Here is a 25,227-nt window from a genome sequence, read left to right on the forward strand (position 1 = left end):
ATGACTGCTGCTGCCGCTTTTCCCCTGACTGCCGCCCAACGTGACATCTGGCTGGACCAGATCAGCCGAGGCGACTCGCCGCTCTACAACATAGGCGGCTACGCGGAACTCGCCGGGCCTGTGACCCCGGCACTACTGCAGCGTGCCCTGGAACAGTTGGTGGACGCCCATGATGGGTTGCGCACGGTGCTGCTGCCGGGGGCCGGGGCGGACGGTTTGCCGCTCCAGACCTTCGCGGCAACCCTGCCCGTGCCTTTGCCGGTGCACGATCTGCGGGAGCAGCCCGACCCGGCCCACGCCGCCCTGATATTGATTCGTGAACAGTTGCAACGCCCCTATGCCCTGGAGGGTGGTCCGCTGACGCGCTTTATGCTCATCCGCCTTGCCCCGGAGCGTTACTGGTTGTCGGTTCAGGCCCATCATCTGATCCTCGATGGCTGGGGCTTCGGGCAGATGCTCAAGGCGCTGGGTGAGCATTACACGGCATTGGTCGAAGGTGATGCTGTCGAGATCCAGGCTTCGTCCTATACCGAATTCATTGCAGACGACGCGCGTTACCAGGCCTCAGCCCGCTATACCCGGGACCGGACCTACTGGCTGGACAAGTATCGCCATCTGCCGGAGCCCTTGTTGGCGCCGCGTTATCACAACCGCCGGGTGACCGACCCAGCGCCTTCCCACACCTGGGTGCAAGCCTTTCCGGCGGCCCTGCATACGCGCATGCAGCAGTTCGCCGAAGGTTGTGGCGGCTCGGCCTTTCATGTGCTGCTGGCGGCCTTGCACGTCTACTTCACCCGCACCGCACAGCGCGACGACTGGGTGGTCGGCCTGCCGCTGCTCAATCGTAGCGGTGCGCGTTTCAAGGCGACCCTGGGCCATTTCGCCCAGATCAGCGCGGTGCGTATGGCTTTCGCCGAAGGGCTGAGTTTCGAGGCGCTGGTCGCCGAGGTACGCGACACCCTCAAGCGCGATTTCCGCCATCAACGCTTCCCCTTGAACGAGCTGAATCGCAGCCTGGAGCTGTCCCGCGAGGAACGTGCGCAGTTGTTCGAAGTGTCGGTGTCCTATGAGCAGGATGACCATGACTACCGCTACGGCGAGGCCCAGGCCCATACGGTGAAGGTCTCCAACGGCTACGAGGCCACACCCCTGGCCGTGCATTTGCGCAGCAACCGCTACAACGACAAGGCCTGGTTGCATCTGGTCCATCATCGCGCCTGGTTCGATACGGCCGAGGTCGAGGCCCTTGCCGGGCGAGTGCTGCAGATACTCGAGCAAGGTCTGGAGAGCCCAGGTCTGCGGGTCAAGGACTTCGACGTGCTCACGTCGGCCGAACGTCAGCAGATGAAGCGTTGGAATGCCACCGATGCGGCCTTTGCCGGTGTGCAGACGGTCCATCCGCGCATCGAGGCTCAAGCCCGAACCCGTCCGGATGCCGTGGCGGCGCTCCACCAGGGGCGCAGCCTGACTTATGGGGAACTCAACCGGCGGGCCAATGGCCTGGCGCAGCGCCTGATTGAGCTGGGCGTGCGCCCCGAAGACCGCGTTGCGATCGTTGCCCGTCGCGGCCTGGAAACCCTGGTGGGTCTGTTGGCGGTACTCAAGGCCGGGGCGGCCTATGTGCCGATCGATCCGGCGCACCCGCGTGAACGCCTGGTTTATCTGTTGGACGACAGCGCACCGACGGTGGTACTGACCCAGGCCGCCCTGGTCGATCGTCTGCCGCCTGTGGCGGTGCCGTTGATTGAACTGGATCGCCTCGACTGGGGCCACACGTCTCACGGCAATCCCCGGGTCGCGGGCCTGGGCAGCCACCACCTCGCCTATGTGATCTACACCTCGGGTTCCACCGGGCAGCCCAAGGGCGTCATGGTCGAACACCGCATGCTCAGCAACCTGGTGGACTGGCACTGTGAGGCCTTCGCACTCGGCGAGGGTGATCACGCGTCGAGCCTTGCCGGATTCGGTTTCGATGCCATGGCCTGGGAGGTCTGGCCGACCTTGTGCGCTGGCGCGACCCTGCACCTGGCGCCGGTCCAGGGCGGCGGCGAAGACATCGACGGGTTGCTGCGCTGGTGGCGTGCGCAACCGCTGGACGTCAGCTTCCTGCCCACCCCCGTGGCCGAATACGCCTTCAGCCAGGTCGAGGAGCATCCGACCCTGCGCACCTTGCTGATCGGCGGCGATCGCCTGCGCCAGTTCGCTCACAACCGTCGTTATGCCGTGGTGAACAATTACGGCCCCACCGAAAGCACCGTGGTCGCCACCTCGGGAGTGGTGTTGGCCGATGGGCTTTTGCATATCGGCGGGCCGATCGCCAACACCCAGGTCCATGTCCTCGACGGGCAGTTGCAGCCCGTGCCGGTGGGGGTGATCGGCGAACTCTACATCGGCGGTGCGGGTGTCGCCCGTGGTTACCTGAACCGGCCGGAGCTGACCGAGGAACGCTTCCTTGCCGACCCTTTCAGTCGCGAGCCGCAGGCACGGATGTATCGCAGCGGCGACCTGGTGCGCTGGAATGTCGACGGCACCCTGGACTATCTGGGACGTAATGACGACCAGGTGAAAATCCGTGGCGTGCGCATCGAACTGGGTGAGATCGAGGCGGTTCTCGCCAGCCAGCCCGAGGTGAAAGACGCGGTGGTGCTGGTGCGCGATGAATACCTGCTGGCCTGGTTCACCGAAACCTCTGCCGTTGACCCCGATGCACTGCGCCAGGCCCTGCGAGCCCGCTTGCCGGGTTACATGGTACCGCGCGCTTTCACGCGGCTGGCGGCATTGCCGCTGACCGGCCACGGCAAGCTTGACCGCCGGGCCCTGCCGGACCCTGATCCCGCCGCGCTGGTCGGGCACGCCTATGCGGCGCCGGAAGGTGAGGTGGAGGTCGCCATGGCCGCCATCTGGGCGCAAGTGCTGGGCGTGGAGCGGGTCGGGCGGCATGACAACTTCTTCGAGTTGGGCGGCCATTCGTTGTTGGCGGTGAACCTGGTGGCGCGTCTGCGCGAGGCCGGGCTGAAGGCTGATGTCCATGTGCTGCTCGGCCAACCGACCTTGGCCGCCCTGGCGGCGTGCGAGGACAACGGCCAGGAGGTGGCGGTGCCGGCCAATCGGCTACCAGCCGGTTGCACACGGATCACGCCGGACATGTTGGGCCTGGCCGAACTCGATCAGACGGCCATTGACCGGATTGTCGCCAGCGTGCCCGGTGGCGCCGCCAACGTGCAGGAAATCTACCCGCTGGCACCGCTGCAGGAAGGGATTCTTTACCACCACTTGAGTGCCGGACAGGGCGATCCGTACCTGCTGCAATGGCGCCTGGCGTTCGACAGCCTGGAGCGCCTGCACTCCTGGGCCGGTGCCTTGCAGCAGGTGATCGATCGCCACGACATCCTGCGTACCAGCGTGGTCTGGGAGGGACTGGAAAAAACCCAGCAGGTGGTCTGGCGCCAGGCCGAACTGGCGGTGCAGGCCATCAGCCTGGACGCTGGCGATGCGCACGTCAGTGTCGTTGATCGTCTGCGCCAGCGCTTCGACGCCCGTCAGTATCGTCTCGACCTGTCCCAGGCGCCGCTGATGCGCCTGGTATATGCCCACGACCCGATCAATCGTCAGGTGATCGCCTTCCTGTTGTTCCATCACCTGGTGCTGGACAACACCGCGATGGAGGTGGTCAGCCGTGAGATGCAGGCCTTGCTGGTCGATCCGCGGGCGAACCTGGGCGCGCCGGTGCCTTACCGCAATTATGTGGCCCAGGTGCTGCTGGGGAGCGACGGGGCAAACCATGAAGCGTTCTTCAGCGAAATGCTCGGCGATGTCGACGAACCGACCTTGCCCCTCGGCGTGCAGGAGGTGCGGGGCGATGGCCGCGATATTGAAGAGGCCCGTTGCGTGCTCGATAGCGACCTTGCCCAGCGTTTGCGTGAGCAGACACGCCAACTGGGCGTCAGCGCCGCCAGCTTGATGCACCTGGCGTGGGCGCGGTTACTGGGGGTACTCGCCAACCGCCGCGACGTAGTGTTCGGCACCGTGCTGTTGGGGCGTATGCAAAGCGGTGAGGGCGCTGACCGGGCGCTCGGTGTGTTTATCAATACCTTGCCGTTGCGGGTCAATACCGCCACCAGCGTGCGCGAGGCGTTGAAGAAGGTGCACACGGGCCTGTCGGCCTTGCTCGCCCATGAACATGCCTCGCTGGCGTTGGCTCAGCGTTGCAGTGGCGTGGCGGCGGCCTCGCCGCTGTTCAGCGCGTTGCTCAACTACCGCCACAGCGCCAGCGTCAAGCCGCGTGATGGTCAGGGTTTGTGGCGGGGCGTGCGTATTCTCGGGGGCGAGGTGCGCAGCAACTACCCGCTGACCCTGAGCGTCGATGATATGGGTGAAGACTTCGATCTGCATGTGCTGGCGTTGGCGGGGATCGGTGCCGAACGTGTTGTCGGTTGGATGCACAACAGCGTCGCGCAGGTGGTACAGGCCCTGGAACGGGCGTCGCCGGTGGCGCTTGAGACGGTCTCGATTCTGGGGGCCGGGGAGCGCCGGCAGGTGCTGGTGGATTTCAATGCCAGTGCGCAAATCTTTCCCCGGGGGCAGACGGTACATGGGCTGGTCGAGGCCCAAGCCGTGCGCACACCAGAGGCGCCGGCCGTGGTCCAGGGCGATCAGGTCCTGACCTACGCGCAACTCAACCAGCACGCCAACCGCCTGGCCCATCACCTGATCGGCCTCGGCGTGCAACCGGACGAGCGGGTCGCCTTGTGCCTGCCTCGGGGGACGGCGCGCCTGGTCGGGCTGCTGGCGGTACTCAAGGCCGGTGCGGCCTATGTGCCGGTGGATCCGAGTTATCCGGCCGAGCGCATCGCCTATCTGCTGCAAGACAGCGCTCCACGGTGGGTGCTGGTCGAGGGCTCGACCCGCGATCGGGTCGGTGACCTCCCGCAGGTGGACCTGGAACAAAACACCTGGCAGCACGAGCCGCAGAGCAATCCGCAGGTCCCCGGCCTGCACGACGGCAATCTGGCCTACGTCATCTACACCTCCGGTTCCACTGGTCAGCCGAAGGGCGTGATGGTCGAGCACGGCACGCTGGGTAATCTGGTGCACTGGCATGCCCAGGCCTTTGACCTGCGGGCCGGCAGTCGCACCTCCAGCATCGCCGGCTTCGGTTTCGACGCGATGGCCTGGGAGGTCTGGCCGGCGCTCTGTGTCGGCGCCGTGCTGCACCTGCCGCCTGCCAGCGTGGGCAACGAGCACGTGGATGAACTGCTCGACTGGTGGCTGCGGCAGCCGCTGCAGGTCAGCTTCCTGCCGACCCCGGTGGCCGAGCAGGCCTTCAGGCGGCCGCACCCGCACTCGACCCTGCGCACCCTGCTGATTGGCGGCGACCGCCTGCGCCAGTTCGAGCGCGACCCGGGCTTTGCCGTGATCAATAACTATGGCCCCACCGAGACCACGGTGGTTGCCACCTCGGGGCCGGTGCGAGCGAATGGGGCGCTGCATATCGGCACGCCAATCGCCAATACCCGCACCTATGTGCTGGATGAGCAGCGCCAGCCGGTGCCGGTGGGAGTGGTCGGCGAGTTGTATATCGGTGGCGCGGGTGTCGCCCGTGGCTACCTGAACCAGCCGCAATTGACCGCGGAACGCTTTGTCAGCGACCCCTTCAGCAATCAACCGCAGGCACGGATGTATCGCAGCGGCGACCTGGTGCGCTGGAACACTGACGGCACCCTGGACTACCTGGGGCGCAACGACGATCAGGTGAAAATTCGTGGCATGCGTATCGAGTTGGGCGAGATCGAAGCGGTCCTCGCCAGCCAGCCCGGCGTGAAGGACGCGGTGGTGCTGGTGCGCGGCGAACGTCTGCTGGCCTGGTTTACCGAAACCGTTGCGGTGGACCTCGACACGCTGCGCCAGACCCTGCGGGCCTGTCTGCCGGGCTACATGGTGCCGCTGGCCTTCACGCCGCTGGCGAGCTTGCCGTTGACCAGTCACGGCAAACTCGACCGCCGGGCCTTGCCGGAGCCGGATCCCGCCGCGCTGGCCGGGAATGCCTACGAGGCGCCGCAAGGCGAGGTGGAAGTGCTCATGGCCGAGCTTTGGGCCCAGGTGCTGGGGCTGGAGCGGGTGGGGCGACACGATAATTTCTTCGAACTGGGCGGCCATTCGTTGCTGGCCGTGAGCCTGGCCGAACGCCTGCGCAACGCCGGACTGAATGTGGATGTCCGGGTGCTCTTGGGCCAGTCGACCGTGGCCGCCCTGGCGGCGTCCGTCGGCAATGGCCGCGAGGTCGTGGTGCCGCCCAACCGGGTGCCGCCCGGTTGCACTTGGATTACCCCGGAATTGTTGAGCCTGTCGGCGCTCGACCAGGCGGCCATCGACCGAGTGGTTGCCACGGTGCCCGGCGGTGCCGCCAATGTGCAGGAAATCTACCCACTGGCGCCGTTGCAGGAAGGCATTCTCTATCACCATCTGACGGCCGAGCAGGGTGATCCGTATCTGCTGCAATTGCGCGTGAACTTCGACAGCCTGGAGCGTTTGCAGACGGTGGCCGAGGCCTTGCGCAAGGTGATCGCGCGCCACGACAGTCTGCGCACCGCCGTACTCTGGGAGGGGCTGGAGAGCCCGCAACAGGTGGTCTGGCGCGAGGCCGAACTGCTCGTCAAGGAAGTGCCCCTTGGGCAAATCGATGATGAAGCGTATTCGGCCCATATGGACCTCAGTCGCGCACCGTTGATCCGCCTGGTCTACAGCCGTGAGCCTGGCAGCGTGCGCCTGAACGCCGCGTTGCAGTTCCACCATATCGTCGTGGATGCCACGGCCCTGGAGGTCATGCGCGAGGAGATGCTCGCTCACCTGCGCGGCGAGCCCGGTCCCACCCAGCTCGCCGTGCCTTACCGCAATTATGTGGCCCAGGCGCGCCTGGGGGTCAGCGAGGCGGAGCACGAAGCGTTCTTCCGCGAGCAACTGGGCGATATCGACGAACCGACCCTGCCGTTTGGTCTGCGGGATGTGCAGGGTGATGGCCGCGCTATCGAAGAAGCTCAGCAGACACTGCCGGACGACCTGACGCGGCGCCTGTCCAGCCAGGCGCGGCAACTGGGTGTCAGCGTCGCCAGCTTGTTCCATCTGGCCTGGGCGCGGGTGTTGTCCGCCGCCACGGGCAACGACCGCGTGGTGTTCGGCACGGTACTGCTGGGACGCTTGCAAGGCGGTGCCGGTGCTGATCGTGGCATGGGCATGTTCATCAACACCTTGCCGTTGCGGGTCGACCTGGGCGACACCGGTGTGCGTGAAGCGGCCCGGGCCACCCATGGGCGCCTTGCGGCCTTGCTCGGCCACGAACACGCGTCCCTGGCCCTGGCCCAGCGCTGGAGCGGCGTGGCGGCACCCTTGCCGCTGTTCAGCGCCATGCTCAACTACCGCCATAGCGCCGGGCAGGCCAGGCAGGATGCGCAGCGTGAAGCCTGGCGCGGCCTGGAAATCCTCGCCAGTGAAAAGCACACCAACTATCCGTTGAGCCTCAACGTCGACGACTTTGGCGAGCGTTTCCGTCTGACCGTCATGGCCCCGCCTGAGGTCGGTGCCCAGCGTGTCTGCGGTTATGTGCGGCAGGTGTTGATGGGGATGGTCGAGGCTCTTGAAATGCATCCCGATTTGCCGTTGCGGCAACTGCCGGTACTGGGCGCCGAGGAGCGTCAGCGAGTGCTGGTCGGGTTCAACGCCACGGCGGTCGATCACGATCTGGAACACACCCTCCACGGCCTTTTCGAGGCCCAGGTCGCAGGGACGCCGCTGGCTGTGGCACTGCGGGCCAAGGGTGTGCAATTGAGCTACCAGCAGCTCAACGAACAAGCCAACTGCCTGGCCCATCACCTGATCGGCCTGGGGGTTCAGCCCGGCGACCGGGTGGCGATCTGCGTCGAGCGTGGCGTGTCCATGGTGGTCGGGTTGTTGGCCATCCTCAAGGCCGGCGGTGCCTATGTGCCGTTGGACCCGGGCTATCCGCCCGAGCGCATCCACTACATGCTCGAGGACAGCGCGCCGGTGGTGGTGCTGATGCAGGCCGCTACCCGTGAGCTGCTGGGCGAGGAGCGTGCGCTACAGGTCAATCTTGACAGCGCTGCCTGGAGCCAGCAGTCCATCGACAATCCGCGGATTGTCGGCCTGACCCCGCGTCACCTGGCGTATGTGATCTACACCTCCGGTTCCACCGGTACGCCCAAGGGCGTCATGGTCGAGCACCGTGGGGTGCTGAACCTGGTGCACTGGACTTCGCAGTTATGCCCGCCCACCCGGGGCGGTGCGCTGCTGCACAAGACCCCGATCAGTTTTGATGCCTCGGTCTGGGAACTGTTCTGGCCGCTGTGCGCGGGCTTGCCACTGGTGTTGAGCCGTCCGGATGGGCAACTCGACCCGGATTACCTGGTGCGGCTGATTCGCGAGCAGCAGATCAGCGTGGTGCAGTTCGTGCCGGCCTTGCTCCATGAGTTCCTCAACCTGGAAGAAAGCGCCGCCTGTGACAGCCTGAGCGATATCGTCTGCGGTGGTGGCGAGTTGACCGTGGCCTTGGCCGAGCAGGTGCGCAAGCGTCTACCCGGGGTGCGTCTGCACAATGTCTATGGACCGACCGAGACCACGGTGGACTGCAGCGTCTGGACCCTGGAGCCCCATGCGCCGGTGCCGGATAAGGTCCTGCCCATCGGCCTGCCCATCAGCAACACCCGCCTGTATGTGCTGGATGTCTACGATGAGCCGGTGCCACAGGGCGTGGTCGGCCAACTGCACATCGGTGGTGTCGGGGTGACCCGCGGTTATCTGAACCTGCCTGAGCTTCAGGCCGAACGTTTTATCGACAGCCCCTTTGTCGAGGGCGATCGCCTGTATCGCAGCGGTGACCTGGTGCGCCAGCGTGGCGACGGCAACCTGGAATTCCTGGGGCGTAATGACGATCAGGTGAAGCTCCATGGCTTGCGCATCGAACCGGGCGAGATCGAGACGTGCCTGACCCGCCAGCCGGGTATTGGCCAGGCCGTGGTGCTGGTCCGCGACGATCAACCCGGCGGCCAGCGGCTGGTGGCCTACTACACGGGCACGTTGCTGCCGGTCGAGACCTTGCGTGATGTGCTGCGAGCGCAACTGCCGGACTACATGGTCCCGGCCTTGTATGTGCACCTCGAGGCCTTGCCCCTGGGTCCCAATGGCAAGCTGGACCGCAAGGCCTTGCCGGTACCGGGCGCCGATGCCGTGCTGGCGCGGCCTTACGCCGCACCGCAAGGCGAGATGGAAAACCTCCTGGCGCGACTCTGGGCCGAGATGCTCGGCCTCGAGCGAGTGGGGCGGCACGACAATTTTTTCGAACTGGGTGGCCATTCACTGCTAGCGGTCAGTCTTACCGCGCGACTGCGCCAGGAGGGCCTGGAGGCCAATGTCCGGGCGCTGTTCGAACAACCGACGCTGGCGGGTTATGCGGCGATCACAGAGAGCATGGAGATTATCCTGTGAGCATCAATGAACTCTTGGCGACACTGAAGGCCAACGATATCCACCTGGCGGTCAAGGACGGACAGCTGGTGGTACAGGGCAACCGCCTGGCACTGAGTGCCAATGGCCTGGTGGACAAGCTGCGCGAGCACAAGCCGGCGTTGATCGCGCTGATCGAGCAGGACCCGTCCCTCACCCGCAAACGCGGTGCCCCGGAAATGCCGGCCAATGGTATTGCGCCCGGCTGCACGCGAATCACCCCCGATATGCTCACCCTGGTCACCCTCGACCAGGAGGTGATCGATCAACTGGTCGAGGCCGTGCCGGGTGGCGTGGCCAATGTTCAGGACATCTACCCGCTGGCACCTTTGCAGCAAGGCATCCTCTATCACCATGTGAGTGCCACCCAGGGCGATCCCTATGTGATGCACGTGGACTTCGCCTTTGCCGACCGCGAACGTCTGCTGGCCTTTGCCGAGGCGCTGCGCCAGGTGATTGCGCGGCACGACATCCTGCGCACTTCGGTGCACTGGCAGGGGCTGGAAACGCCGGTGCAGATTGTCTGGCGCCAGGCCGAACTCAAGGTCGATACCTTGTCGGGCGAGGCGGTGACCCATCTCGACCTGGGTCAGGCGCCATTGATCCGTCTGGCCTGTCGCGAATATGCCCAGGACCGTGGCGTACAAGCGACGCTGCTGTTCCACCACATTGCCATGGACCACAGTGCCCTTGAAGTGGTGCGTCACGAAATCCAGGCCTGCCTGCTCGGCCAGGCCGACCAATTGGGCGTGCCGGTGCCATTTCGCAACTATGTGGCCCAGGCGCTGCTGGGGGTGAGTGAGCACGAGCACGAAGGGTTTTTCCGCGAGATGCTCGGTGACCTCGACCAGCCGACCCTGGCCTACGACCTGCAGGACCTCAGTGGTGATGGCGCCGATATCGGTGAGCACAGCCTGGGCTTGGACCTTGTGCTGTGCCAGCGTCTGCGGGCCCAGGCACGCAGCCTCGGGGTGAGTGTCGCCAGTCTGTTCCACTTGGGTTGGGCGCGGGTACTTTCGGGTCTGACCGGGCAGCAACGGGTGGTGTTCGGCACCGTGCTGATGGGCCGTATGCTGGGCGCCGAGGCCACCGAACGGGCCCTGGGTATCTTCATCAACACCTTGCCGCTGCGCCTGGACCTGGGCGACCGGCCGGTGCACGTCGCCGTCATGGCGACCCACCAGCGCCTGACCGCGCTGATGCGCCACGAGCATGCGCCGCTGGCCCTGGCCCAGCGTTGCAGCGGCGTGGCCGCGCCGACACCGCTGTTCAACGCCTTGCTCAATTATCGTCACAGCGCCCCGGCCCAGGCCGGCGGCGAGACCTGGCAGGGCATTGAAGTGCTGCAGGCGCAGGAACGCAGCAATTACCCCCTGGTGCTGAGTGTCGATGATCTGGGCGAGGCCTTCAGTCTCACCGCGCAGACGACACAACACATCGATGCGCGACGCATCTGCGCCTACCTGGCATGTGCCATGGAAGGTTTGCTGGACGCCCTGGAGCGAGCGCCGCAGACCCCGGTCGAGCAGTTGGGCGTTCTGCCTGGCGCCGAACGAAGCGAATTGCTGCTGGGCTTCAATGCCCGGCACTCGGATTATGAGACTCATCTGACGCTCCCCCAACGCATCGAACAGCAAGCGCTCGAGCGGCCCGATGCGGTGGCGGCGCAAGTGGATGAAGTGCGTCTGAGCTATGGCGAGCTGAACCGTCGCGCCAATTCGCTGGCCCACCACTTGATCGGTCTCGGTGTGCGTCCGGACGATCGGGTGGCGATCCTGGCCCAGCGCGGTCTGGAGACCCTGGTTGGCTTGCTGGCGATTCTCAAGTCCGGTGCCGGTTACGTGCCGGTCGACCCGGCGCACCCGGACGAGCGGGTCGGCTACCTGCTGGGCGACAGTGCGCCCGTGGCGGTGCTGACCCAGCACGAATTGCTGGGACGACTGCCCGAGCTGGCCGTGCCGGTGATTACCCTCGACCGCCCAAGCTGGCCTGAACAGGCGGACAACCCGCAAGTGCCCGGGCTGACATCTGAACACCTGGCTTACGTCATCTACACCTCAGGCTCCACTGGGCAACCCAAGGGCGTGATGGTCGAGCATCGCACGCTCAATAATTTGCTGGACTGGCACTGCGACGCCTTCGATTTGCACGCCGGCAGCCACACCGCCAGCGTCGCCGGTTTTGGTTTTGATGCGATGGCCTGGGAGGTCTGGCCGGCCCTGTGTGCTGGAGCCGTGTTGCATCTGCCACCGGCTGAGGTCGGTAACGAACAGATCGATGCCTTGCTCGACTGGTGGTTGGCTCAACCGCTGGACGTGGCGTTTCTGCCGACGCCCGTGGCCGAGTACGCTTTCAGTCGCGACCTGCGTCACCCGACCCTGCGTACGCTGCTGATCGGCGGTGACCGCCTGCGCCAGTTCCTTCGCGATCCGGGTTTTTCCGTGATCAATAACTACGGACCGACCGAGGCCACGGTGGTTGCCACCTCGGGCCGGTTGTTGCCGGGCGGCGGTCTGGATATTGGTAAACCGATCGCCAATACCCAGGTTTACCTCCTGGATGAGCAGCAGCAACTGGTGCCGTTGGGTGTTGCGGGCGAACTGTACGTGGCCGGCGCCGGCGTGGCCCGGGGTTATCTGAATCGTCCGGAGTTGACGGCCGAGCGTTTCCTGGGTGATCCGTTCAGTGTCGATCCACGGGCGCGGATGTACCGCACCGGCGACCTGGCGCGCTGGAACGCCGATGGCAGCCTGGACTATCTGGGCCGCAACGACGACCAGGTGAAAATCCGTGGTGTACGTATCGAGCTGGGCGAGATCGAAAGTCAGCTGAGCCAGCTGTCGAGCATCGAGGAAGCGCTGGTGCTGGCCCGCGAAGACGAGCCGGGCCAACCCCGGCTGGTGGGTTATTTCACCGAGCACGCCGATGTCGCGCCGCTGACGCTGAATGAATTGCGCAGCGCGTTGCTGGCGCGGCTGCCGGGTTACATGGTGCCCAGCGCCCTGGTCCGGCTCGACGCCTGGCCGCTGACCGCCAACGGCAAGGTCGACCGTCGCGCCTTGCCCTTACCTGAGCGCGAAGCACTGAACACGGCTGAGTACCAGGCTCCGCAAGGTGAGTTGGAAGTCGCCCTGGCCGCCATCTGGAGTGAGCTGTTGCCGGTCGAACAGGTCGGTCGCCACGACCGCTTCTTTGAGTTGGGCGGCCACTCCTTGCTGGCGATGCGTCTGGTTTCCCAGGTGCGCCAGCGCCTGGGTGTCGAACTGAGCCTGGCGCAGATTTTTGCTCAGCCAGAGCTATCGGCGTTGGCCCAGGTCCTGGCCGAGGCCGTTGGCAGCAGCCAGCCGCCGATTGTGCCGGTGTCCCGCGAGCAGGCCCTGCCGTTGTCGTTTGCCCAGCAGCGCTTGTGGTTCCTTGCGCAACTGGACGCCGGTAGCTCGGCTTATCACATTCCAGCCGGGCTGCGTCTGCGTGGCAGCCTGGACCGTATTGCCCTTAAACGCGCGCTGGATCGCATCGTTGCCCGTCACGAGTCGCTGCGGACCACCTTTGTCCAATTGCAGGACCAGGACGCTGAGCAACGTATTGCCCTGGCCGATATCGGTTTCAACCTGCAATTGCAGGTGCTGGACGGGCAGGCGGAGGCAGAAGAAGCACTGTTGCTCATCGCCGCTGAAGAGTCCCGCGAGCGCTTCGATCTGCTGAATGGACCGCTGGTGCGCGGGCGTCTGATACGTATGGCCGATGATGACCATGTGCTGCTGGTGACCCTGCACCACATCATCGCCGACGGCTGGTCCGCAGGGGTCCTGACCCGGGAGCTGGGCATGCTCTATGAGGCTTTCCGCCTGGGCACCGAGGACCCATTGCCGGCCTTGCCGGTGCAGTACGCCGACTATGCGGTTTGGCAGCGCGGCTGGCTGAGCGGGGATGTCCTGCAACAGCAGGGAGACTATTGGCAAAAAGCCCTGGCCGGTGCGCCGGTATTGTTGACGTTGCCCAGCGACCGGCCGCGTCCGACGCAGCAGGACTACAGCGGACACAGGCTCGGCCTGGCCCTCGACGCCGAGCTGACCCGTGATCTCAAGGCTCTGAGCCAGCGCCAGGGCACCACCTTGTTCATGACGGTCATGGCCGCCTGGGCTGCGGTGCTGAGTCGTTTGTCCGGCCAGGACGACGTGGTGATCGGTACGCCGACGGCCAATCGCTTGCGCGCTGAAGTCGAGGGGCTGATCGGCTGCTTCGTCAACACCCTGGCGGTGCGTGTCGATCTCTCGGCGCCGTTGAGCGTCGAGGGCTTGCTGCAACAGGTCAAGCGCCAGACCCTGGCGGCCCAGGCCAATCAGGACTTGCCGTTCGAGCAGGTGGTCGAGGTGCTTCGTCCTCAGCGTAGCCTGTCCCACAGCCCGATCTTCCAGGCGATGCTGTCGTGGCAGAACAACGAGAACGTCGATCTGGCGCTTGGTGATATGACCTTGCAAGGACTGGAAGTGGCCAGCCGCGGGGCCAAATTCGATGTGCTGCTGGACATGGCCGAAGTGGGCGATGGCCTGTTCGGCAGCCTGGAATACGCCACGGCATTGTTCGACGAAAGCACTATGCAGCGTTGCCTGGGCTACTTGGAAGCGATGTTGCGCGGGATGGCGGCCGATGAGCGGGCGCTGGTTGCAGAGATTCCGTTGCTGGACGAGGAACAGCGTCAGCATTTGTTGGAAGGTTTCAATGCTACCGCCGTCGACTATCCGCAGGACCTGACCCTGCATGGCCTGTTCGAGGCGCGGGTTGCCACTGATGGTGACAAGGTAGCGGTGGTGGATGAGAAGGGCAGCCTGACTTATGACGCGCTCAACCGTCAGGCCAACCGTATTGCCCATCGTCTGATCGGCCTGGGCATCGGCCCGGATGATCGGGTGGCGATCTGTGTCGACCGCAGCCTGGAAATGGTTGCGGGCTTGATGGGGATTCTCAAGGCCGGCGCTGCTTATGTGCCGCTGGACCCGGATTATCCGATTGATCGTCTGACTTACATGCTGGAGAACTGTGCGCCGGCAGTGGTCCTGACCCAGGAAGCCTTGCGTGCGGTGCTGCCAGTCAGCGCTGTGCCGGTGTTGTTACTTGATCCTGAGCATGCGGAGCGGGAAGGTTTCCTCGCGCAGCCGGACAACAATCCGCTGCGGGCTGAGGTGCGTCCAGAGCATCTGGCTTATGTGATTTACACCTCCGGTTCCACCGGTCAGCCGAAAGGCGTGATGAACGAACACCGTGGCGTGGTCAACCGTCTGCTGTGGATGCAGGACGAATACGGTCTGGATGCTTCGGACAGCGTACTGCAGAAAACCCCGTTCAGCTTTGACGTATCGGTCTGGGAATTCTTCTGGCCACTGTTCAACGGTGCGCGGCTGGTGATGGCGCGGCCGGGTGGTCATCGTGATCCGGGTTACCTGCGCGAAGTGATTCGCGAGCAGAACATCACCACCTTGCACTTCGTACCCTCGATGCTGGATCTGTTCCTGGCCCATGGCGAGGCCGGAGACAGTGGCCTGCTGCGGGTGATGTGCAGCGGTGAAGCGTTGCCGGGGCATCTGGTACGGCGCTTCAAGCAGCAATTGCCGGAGGTTGGCCTGTTCAACCTGTATGGTCCAACCGAAGCTGCGGTGGATGTGACGGCCTGGGATTGCGCCGGGCCGTTGGACGAAACGCCGGACAACACGCCGATTGGTAAACCAGTGGCGAACACGCGGATTTATCTGCTGGACGCCAACTTTCAGCCAGCACCACTGGGCGTGGCCGGTGAGCTGTATATCGGTGGTGTGCAGGTGGCCCGTGGTTACCTGAACCGTCCAGAATTGAGCGCCGAGCGTTTCCTCGATGATCCTTTCAATGTCGGTCGTATGTACCGCACCGGCGACCTCGGTCGTTACCTGCCGGATGGCACGGTCGAATACCTGGGCCGCAACGACGACCAAGTGAAGATCCGTGGTTTCCGGATCGAACTGGGAGAAATCGAAGCACGTCTGGCCGCTTATCCAGGCGTCAAGGAAAGCGTGGTTCTGGCACGGGAAGACAACCCGGGCGAAAAACGCCTGGTGGCTTATGTCACGGCGCAGCAACCTGAAATGGTGTTGGAAATCGAAAGCCTGCGCGGCCATCTGCAAGGCGTATTGCCGGAGTACATGGTTCCAGCCGCCTATGTGCAACTCGATGCACTGCCGCTGACGCCGAACGGCAAGCTGAACCGCAAAGCGCTGCCGGCCCCGGATGGTGCTGCACTGATCAGCCGCGAATACGAGGCTCCACAAGGGGAAGCCGAAACCGCACTGGCGCAACTCTGGGCGGAGTTGCTCAAGGTCGAGCGCGTCGGGCGACACGATAACTTCTTCGAGCAGGGCGGGCATTCACTGCTCGCCGTCACGCTGCTCGCCCGCATGCGTCAATTGGGCATGAGTGCCGACATTCGTGTGTTGTTCGCCCAGCCGACTCTGGCGGCACTGGCCAGCACTGTTGGCGGCAGCCGTGAGGTACCGGTGCCGGCCAACCTGATCCCGCCAGCTTGTGAACACATCACTGCGGATCTGTTGCCACTGGTGGTGCTGGACCAGGCAGATATCGACCGGATTGTGGCAACGGTCCCCGGTGGCGCTGCCAATGTGCAGGATATCTATCCGCTGGGGCCATTGCAGGCCGGCATTCTTTACCATCACCTGACGGCGGTCGACAGCGACCCTTACGTGCAGCAGACACGTTTTGCCTTTGCCGATCGCAACCGTCTGGACGCCTTCTGCCGTGCCTTGCAGCGCGTGATCGAACGCAACGATATCCTGCGCAGTTCGTTGTTCTGGCAAGGGTTGCCAGCGCCGGTGCAGGTGGTCTGGCGCCAGGCCCGTCTGCAGGTCGATGAGATCGCGCTGCACGACCTGGCCCATGCCGCTCCCATGGACCTGACCCGGGCGCCGTTGCTGCACCTGGTGTACGCCGATGATCCGGGTCAGCAACGGATCATCGCCGTGCTGCGCTTCCACCACGTGGTCATGGATCATGTCGCCCTTGATGTCCTGAGCCATGAGTTGCAGGCCATGCTGCTCGGCGAGGAAGAGCAACTGGCGGCCCCCGTGCCGTACCGCAACTATGTCGCCCAAGTGCTGCATGGGCCTGGCGATGAGGCCCACGAAGCGTTCTTCCGCGCGCAACTGGGGGATATCGACGAGCCGACCTTGCCCTACGGCCTGCTGCTGGCGACCGAAGAGGAGGCGCCGCGCGAGGCCCGACTGTCCTTGGACCCGGCCTTGAGCCGCCAGGTGCGCGATCAGGCCCGGCAGTTGGGCGTCAGTGCCGCGAGCCTGATGCACCTGGCCTGGGCGCAAGTGCTGGGGCAGTTGTCCGGGCGTGACAGCGTGGTGTTCGGCACCGTATTGCTCGGACGTCTGCAGGGCGGCGAGGGCGTGGAGCGGGCCTTGGGTGTGTTCATCAACACCTTGCCGCTGCGCATTGATCTGGGCTTTCAGTCGGCGCGTGATGCCATGCTGGACACCCACCGTCGGCTCAACGGTTTGCTCGTCCATGAACATGCGCAACTGGCCCTGGCCCAACGTTGCAGTGCCTTGCCGGCGGGTACGCCGTTGTTCAGCACACTCTTCAACTATCGCCATGGCACGCCGGCCTCGGCCCAGGATGAGGCCGCGCGTTCGGCCTGGAACGGCATCGACCTGTTGCATGCCGAAGAGCGCAGCAACTACCCGCTGGCCCTGAGTGTCGATGATCTGGGCGACGGCTTCAGCCTGACCGCCCAGGCGGCGTCGGGCATTGATCCACAGCGAATCTGCGATTACCTGCACCAGGCCGTCGCCGCCTTGGTTCAGGCCTTGCAGCTGCACCCCGAACAGGGGCTGGAGCAACTGTCCGTGGTGCCGCCGGATGAGCGCCGACGTCTGCTGGTCGACTTCAACGACACCCGCTATGACTATCCTCGCGAGCAGCCGGTGCACCGCCTGTTCGAACAGCGCGCGGCCCTTCATCCCCAGGCGTTGGCCGCCGTACACGGCCAGCACTCGTTGACCTACGGCGAGTTGAACGAGCGCGCCAACCGTCTGGCCCACTACCTGATTGCACAAGGGATCAGGCCGGATGATGCGGTGGCGATCCTGTTGCCGCGATCCCTGGATTTGCTGATCGGCCAACTGGCCATCGGCAAATGCGCGGCGACCTATGTGCCGCTGGACGTCCATGCACCGGCTGAACGCCTGGGCTACATGCTCCAGGACTGCCAGGCGGTCTGTGTGCTGGCCCATGGAGGGATGTCGATCGGCGCTGCCATTCGGCGCATCGACCTGGACCGTGTGCCCCTCGACGACCAGTCGACGCAGGACCCGGGCTTGGCGCAAAGCGCCGACAGCGTCGCCTATGTCATGTACACCTCCGGCTCAACGGGGGCGCCCAAAGGTGTCCGCGTGGCCCATCGCGGGATTGCCCGACTGGTGCTGAACAACGGCTTTGCGGACTTCAACGAAGGCGACCGCATGGCCTTCGTCTCCAACCCCGCGTTCGACGCCAGCACCCTGGAAACCTGGGGCGCGTTGCTCAATGGCGGGCAGGTGCGGGTGATCGATCACTTGACCCTGGTCGATCCGGCTCGCCTGGGTGCGGCGTTGCGTGAGGAGGAGGTCAGCGTTCTGTTCCTCACCACGGCCTTGTTCAACCAGTATGTGCAACTGATCCCCGAGGCCCTGCAGGACCTGCGCCTGCTGTTCTCCGGTGGCGAGCGCGCGGACCCGGCGGCCTTCCGGCGGTTGCTGGACCCGGCGCGAGGCTTGCGTCTGATACACGTCTATGGCCCCACCGAGACCACCACCTTTGCCACCGCCAGCGAAGTGCGTGGGGTAGCCCCAGGCGCGGAGACGATCCCGATAGGTCGTCCCATCGGCAATACCTGCGTCTATGTTCTGGATACCCATCAGCGCCTGGCGCCTGTGGGGGTGGTCGGGGAGCTGTATATCGGTGGCGACGGGGTGGCCAAGGGTTACCTCAACCGGCCTGAACTGACGGCCGAGAAGTTTCTCCTCGACCCCTTCAGCGAGCAGCCGGGGGCCGCGATGTACCGCACCGGCGACCTCGGTCGCTGGCTGGAGGATGGACAGCTCGAATGCCTGGGACGTAACGACGACCAGGTGAAAATCCGCGGTTTCCGTATCGAGTTGGGCGAGATTGTCAGTCGCCTGCACGAACTGCCGGGGATTGCCGACGCGTTGGTCATGGCCCGCGAGGATGAGCCGGGCGGGGTACGCCTGGTTGCCTATTTCACCTGTCATCCAGACGCCGAGGCGCTGGCCCCCGCCGAGATGCGTACACGTTTGCAGGCCCATCTGCCGGAGTACATGGTGCCGGCGGCGTACGTCGAATTGGCGGCGTTGCCCCTGACGGCCAACGGCAAGGTCGACCGCCGGGCGCTGCCGAAGCCTGCGCGCTCGGCCTTGTTCGGCCTCAGCTACGAAGCGCCGGAAGGTGAGCTGGAAATCGCCTTGGCGCGGATCTGGGGCGAGGTGTTGCAGGTGGAGCGGGTCGGCCGCCACGATCACTTCTTTGCACTGGGTGGGCATTCGCTGCTGGCCATGCGCATGGTGTCCCAGGTCCGGCAGCAGCTGGGCGTGGAATTGCCGCTGGGCGAATTGTTCGCCCTGGGCGAGTTGGCGGCGGTGGCTGCCGTCCTGGCTGCCGCCGGGCGCTGCGAACTGCCGCCGATCCAGCCGGTCCCGCGGGATCAGTCGTTGCAACTGTCGTTCGCTCAGCAGCGGCTGTGGTTTCTGGCGCAAATGGAGGGCGGCAATCAGGCCTACAACATTCCCCTGGCCTTGAGCCTGCGCGGTCGCCTGGATGTCGGCGCGCTGGGGCGGGCGTTGGCACGCATTGTCGAGCGCCATGAGACGCTGCGCAGCGCTTTTGTCCCGCGTGAGGAAGGCGCGCAGGTGGTGATCAGGCCGGTGTCCGCCGAAACCCTGTTGCAGCGCGAAGACCTTCGCCGGCAGCCCGACGCCTTGGCATTGCGCCTGCGGGAGGAGGCGAGCATGGCATTCGATCTGGTCCACGGCCCGCTGATCCGAGCCTGCCTGCTGCAACTGGATGAGGATCAGCATGTCCTGGCGCTGACCGTCCACCATATCGTCGCCGACGGTTGGTCGATGGGGGTGCTGGTTCGTGAGCTGATGGCGCTGTACCCGGCCTTGCGCCAGGGCCTGGCCGATCCACTGCCGGCATTGGCGATCCAGTATGGCGATTACGCCGCGTGGCAACGGCGTTGGCTGGAGGGGGAGCGCCTGCAACGCCAGGTCGCGTACTGGCGTGAGACCCTGGCCGATGCGCCGACGCTGCTGATGTTACCCGGCGACCGGCCGCGACCGGCCCAACAGGACTTCGCCGGCGCCAGTCTGGCGATCCGCCTGGGCGCGCCGCTGAGTACGGGCTTGCGAGCCTTGGCGCAGCGCCGCGGGGTGACTTTGTATATGGTCCTGATGGGGGCCTGGGCGGCGCTGCTGGCGCGGTTGTCAGGCCAGGCGCAAGTGGTTATCGGCAGCCCCGTGGCGGGGCGTGGCCGCGTTGAGCTGGAGGGGCTGGTCGGGCTGTTCGTCAACACCCTGGCGGTGCGTATCGACACGGCCGGCCCACTGACCGGTGAAGCCTTGCTGGAACGGGTCAAGGTCCGTGTGCTGGAAGCCCAGGATCATCAGGACCTGCCCTTCGAGCAGGTGGTGGAGATCGTCCGGCCGACGCGCAGCCTGGCCCATGCGCCGTTGTTCCAGACCACCCTGAACTGGTTGGCCGGTGAAACGACGCTGCCGCCCCTGGACGGGCTGGTCATGGCGCCGGTGGAGCAGACCAGCCAGGTGTCCAAGTTCGACCTGTCGCTCAACCTTGGCGAGCAGGGCGAGGCGTTGGTGGGTTCGTTGGAGTACGCCACGGCGCTGTTTGACGAGACGACCGTGCGTCGTTACGTCGGTTATTTCGAGCAATTACTGTTGGCCCTGGTAGCCGACGATCAGGTCGTGCTCGACCAGCTACCGCTGGTGGGGGACGCAGAACGTCGATATCTGCTTGAGGACCTCAATGCTACGGCCCTGGACGTTCCGGCGGGGCAGAGCATCCATGGCTTGATCGAGGCGCAGGCCATGCGTGCGCCGCAGGCCCTGGCGGCTCGGGTGGGCGATGAGCATCTGAGCTATGAAGTATTGAATCGTCGCGCCAACGCCTTGGCCCATCACCTGATCGGCCTCGGCGTGCGCCCCGATGACCGCGTGGCAATCCTCGCCCGGCGCGGCCTGGATACCCTGGTCGGTTTGCTGGCGATTCTCAAGGCCGGTGCCGGTTATGTGCCCATCGATCCCGCTCACCCGGACGAGCGTGTCGTCTACCTGTTGGACGACAGCGCGCCCGTGGCGGTGTTGACCCAGCACGGGTTGCTGGGACGACTACCCGAACTGGCGGTGCCGGTGATCGCCCTCGACCGACCAAGCTGGCGGGAACAGGCGGACAATCCGCAAGTGTCCGGGCTGACACCTGGGCACCTGGCTTACGTCATCTACACCTCCGGTTCCACCGGGCAGCCCAAGGGGGTGATGGTCGAGCATTGCACCCTGGCCAATCTGGTGCATTGGCATTGCCAGGCCTTCGATTTGCGCGCCGGTAGCCACACTGCCAGCGTCGCCGGTTTTGGTTTTGATGCGATGGCCTGGGAGGTCTGGCCAGCCCTGTGTGCCGGAGCCGTGTTGCATCTGCCACCGGCTGAGGTCGGTAACGAACAGATCGACGGATTGCTCGATTGGTGGCTGGCCCAGCCGCTGGACGTGGCCTTCCTGCCGACGCCGGTGGCTGAATACGCCTTCAGTCGTGACTTGCAGCATCCGACCCTGCGTACGCTGCTGATTGGCGGCGATCGTCTGCGCCAGTTCCCTCGCGACCCAGGGTTTACCGTGATCAACAACTACGGCCCGACCGAGGCCACGGTGGTTGCCACCTCGGGCCGGCTGTTGCCGGGCGGGGGGCTGGATATTGGTAAACCGATCGGCAATACCCAGGTTTACTTGCTGGATGAACAGCAGCAACTGGTGCCGTTGGGCGTTGTGGGTGAGTTGTATGTGGCCGGTACCGGCGTGGCCCGGGGTTATCTGAATCGTCCGGAGTTGACGGCTGAGCGTTTCCTGCGTGATCCGTTCAGTGCCGATTCACGGGCGCGGATGTACCGCACCGGCGACCTGGCACGCTGGAACGCCGATGGCACCTTGGACTATCTGGGGCGCAATGACGACCAGGTGAAGATCCGTGGCGTACGTATCGAACTGGGCGAGATCGAAAGCCAACTAAGTCAGCTGTCGAGCATCGAAGAAGCACTGGTGCTGGCCCGCGAAGACGAACCGGGCCAACCCCGACTGGTGGGTTATTTCACCGAACGTGCCGATGTCGCGCCGCTGGCGCTGAGTGAGTTGCGCACGGCGTTGCTGGCGCGGCTGCCGGGTTACATGGTGCCGAGCGCCCTGGTCCGGCTCGATGCCTGGCCGCTGACCGCGAATGGTAAAGTCGATCGCCGTGCCTTGCCCGTCCCTGACTGCGAGGCGTTGTTCACGGCTGAATACCAGGCGCCACAAGGCGAGCTGGAGATTGCCCTGGCCGAGATCTGGAGCGAGTTGCTGCAAGTCGAGCGGGTAGGGCGCCACGACCACTTCTTCGAATTGGGTGGGCATTCCCTGTTGGCCGTGACCCTGGTTGCGCGCATGCGCCGCCTGGGCCTGGAGGTCGATATCCGCGTGCTGTTCGCCCAGCCGACCCTGGCCGCCCTGGCCAGTGCCGTGGGCAGCGGTCCCAAGGTGCAGGTGCCGGCCAACCGGATCGACTCGGATTGTTCGCGCATCACCCCGGACCTGTTGCCGTTGGTGGCGCTGGACCAAAGGGCGATCGACAAGATCGTCGCCAGCGTGCCGGGCGGTGTGGGCAATGTTCAGGATATCTACCCGCTGGGGCCCCTGCAGGCGGGCATCTTCTACCACTACCTGTCATCCGGCGATAGCGATCCTTACCGTCTGCAGGCACGTTTCGCCTTTGCCGACCGCGCTCGCCTGGAGGCTTTCCGCGACGCCTTGCAGCAGGTGATTGTCCGCCACGATGTGTTGCGTACGGCGTTGTGTTGGGAGGGCCTGGAAACACCGGTGCAGGTGGTCTGGCGTCAGGCCCGATTGCCGGTCAGCGAGGTGCCGTTGGAGGCGTTGGACCACGCTGAACCCCTGGATCTGACCCAGGCGCCGCTGCTGCGCCTGGTGCATGCCGATGACCCGGCCAACCGGCGTATCGTCGGCGTGCTGCTGTTCCATCACCTGATCATGGACCATATGGCCCTTGAGCTGTTGAGCCACGAACTGCAAGCCGTGCTGCTCGGCCAGGAGGCGCAACTGCCGGCGCCGGTGCCTTATCGCAACTACATCGCCCAGACCTTGCTGGGGCCGGGCGATACGGCCCACGAAGCGTTTTTCCGCGAACAGTTGGCGGATATCGACGAGCCGACCTTGCCTTATGGCCAGGCGTCATTGCCGGGCGCTGAGGTTCCGGGTGAGGCCCGGCAACGGCTGGATGCGCTTCTGTGCCGGCGTGTTCGCGAGCAATCCCGCAACCTGGGCGTCAGCGCTGCCAGCCTGATGCACCTGGGCTGGGCCCGGGTACTGGGGCAGTTATCCGGGCGCGACCAGGTGGTATTCGGCACCGTGCTCCTTGGCAGGCTGCAGGGTGGCGAAGGGGTGGAGAGGACCCTCGGGGTGTTTATCAATACCTTGCCGCTGCGCATCGACCTGGGCGAGCAGACGGTACGCGACGCGGTGTTGCAGACCCATCAGCGACTGACCGGCCTGCTGACCCACGAGCAGGCGCCGCTGGCCCTGGCCCAGCGTTGCAGCGCCTTGCCGGCGGGTGCGCCCTTGTTCAGCGCGTTGTTCAACTACCGGCATAGTGCTTCGCCTGCTGAAGGGAGCGACAAGGCCGCCGGTGCGGCTTGGCAGGGTATCGAATTGCTGCAGGCCAACGAGCGCAGCAACTATCCGCTGACCCTGAGTGTCGACGACCTGGGCGAAGCGTTCGACCTGACGGCGCTCAGCGCACCGGGCGTCGATGCGCGGCGCGTCTGTGCCTACCTGGCCTGTGCCCTGGAAAGCCTTTTGGACGCATTGGAACAAGCGCCGCAGACCCCGGTCGAGCAACTGGGCATTCTTCCTGGCGTGGAGCAGGCGGAATTGCTGGAGGGCTTCAATCCCCATGGGGTCGAGTACGCGTCGGGGATGACGATCCATCAGCGCATCGAGCAGCAAGCGCTTGAGCGGCCTGATGCCGTGGCGGCACAAGTGGGCGAAGAACGCCTGAGTTATGGCGAACTGAATCGTCGTGCCAATGCCCTGGCCCATCATCTGATCGACCTCGGTGTGCGCCCCGATGACCGTGTGGCGATCCTCGCCCGGCGAGGCCTGGAGACCCTGGTCGGTTTGCTGGCGATCCTCAAGGCCGGAGCCGGTTACGTGCCGATTGACCCGGCACACCCGGATGAGCGGGTCGGCTACCTGCTTGAAGACAGCGCGCCCGTGGCGGTACTGACCCAACACGGATTGTTGGCGCGTTTGCCCGAGTTGGTGGTACCGGTGATCACCCTTGATCGACCTGATTGGGCGACGCCAGCGGACAACCCGAGGGTGCCCGGGCTGACACCGGCACACCTGGCCTATGTCATCTACACCTCAGGCTCCACAGGGCAGCCAAAAGGCGTGATGGTCGAGCACCGCACCCTCAACAATCTGGTGGATTGGCATTGCCAGGCCTTCGACTTGCACGCCGGCAGCCACACCGCCAGCGTCGCCGGTTTTGGTTTCGACGCCATGGCCTGGGAGGTCTGGCCGGCGTTGTGTTCTGGCGCCGTGCTGCATCTGCCGCCGGTCGAGGTTGGTAACGAACAGCTGGATGCGTTGCTCGACTGGTGGCTGGCCCAGCCGCTGGAGGTGGCCTTCCTGCCGACGCCGGTGGCCGAATACGCTTTCAGCCAGGAACGGCAGCACCCGACGCTGCGGACCTTGCTGATTGGTGGCGACCGTCTGCGGCAGTTCAACCGCGACCCGGGTTTTGCCGTGGTCAACAACTACGGCCCGACTGAAACCACGGTGGTGGCCAGCTCCGGATTGATGGATGTTGACGCCGTCCTGCACATCGGTAAACCGGTGACCCACGCCCGACTTTACGTGCTGGACGAACGCCGTGAGCCGGTGCCTTTGGGCGTGCCCGGCGAGTTGTATATCGGCGGTGGCGGGTTGGCTCGCGGCTATTTGAACCGTCCGGAGCTGACTGCCGAGCGCTTCCTCGACGACCCCTTCACCGAGCAGGTCGATGCACGGATGTACCGCACCGGCGACCTGGTGCGCTGGCTGGCCGACGGCACCCTGGAGTACCTGGGGCGCAACGACGACCAGGTGAAGATTCGCGGCATGCGTGTCGAACTGGGCGAGATCGAGCGGCAACTGTCCCTGTGTCCGGGTGTGGCCGAGACGGTCGTCGTCGCCCATAGCCTGGAGCAGGGCGCGATACGTCTGGTGGCGTACTTCACGCGTCAGGACCTCTCGCTCGACGCTGGCACTTTGCGGCAGCAACTGCTGGCACGTTTGCCGGAGTACATGGTGCCGAGTGCTTATGTCGGTCTCGATGCGTTGCCTC

Annotated in this window: 2 protein-coding genes (1 of these 2 only partly in view); both read left to right on the forward strand. The window is 65.0% G+C overall.

Features of this window, described 5'->3' with window-relative positions; translation table 11 throughout:
• Entirely contained in the window at positions 1-9,495 is a 9,495-nt protein-coding gene (locus tag HX866_RS06305) for a non-ribosomal peptide synthetase (protein ID WP_177138561.1), read from the forward strand.
• Positions 9,492-25,227 carry the 5' portion of an amino acid adenylation domain-containing protein gene (locus tag HX866_RS06310; protein WP_371319222.1) on the forward strand. Its footprint extends 2,042 nt past the window's final position, so 15,736 of the gene's 17,778 nt are visible here — the first part of the coding sequence; its start codon is at positions 9,492-9,494; its stop codon lies off the right edge, out of view. The genes HX866_RS06305 and HX866_RS06310 overlap by 4 nt, the downstream gene beginning before the upstream one ends.

The sequence above is a fragment of the Pseudomonas gingeri genome, from assembly GCF_013386165.1.
Classification (GTDB): Bacteria; Pseudomonadota; Gammaproteobacteria; order Pseudomonadales; family Pseudomonadaceae; genus Aquipseudomonas; species Aquipseudomonas gingeri_C.

Coding starts and splice junctions, on each gene's coding strand:
- HX866_RS06305 (WP_177138561.1), top strand. CDS start 1: ATGACTGCTGCTGCCGCTTTTCCCCTGACTGCCGCCCAACGTGACATC.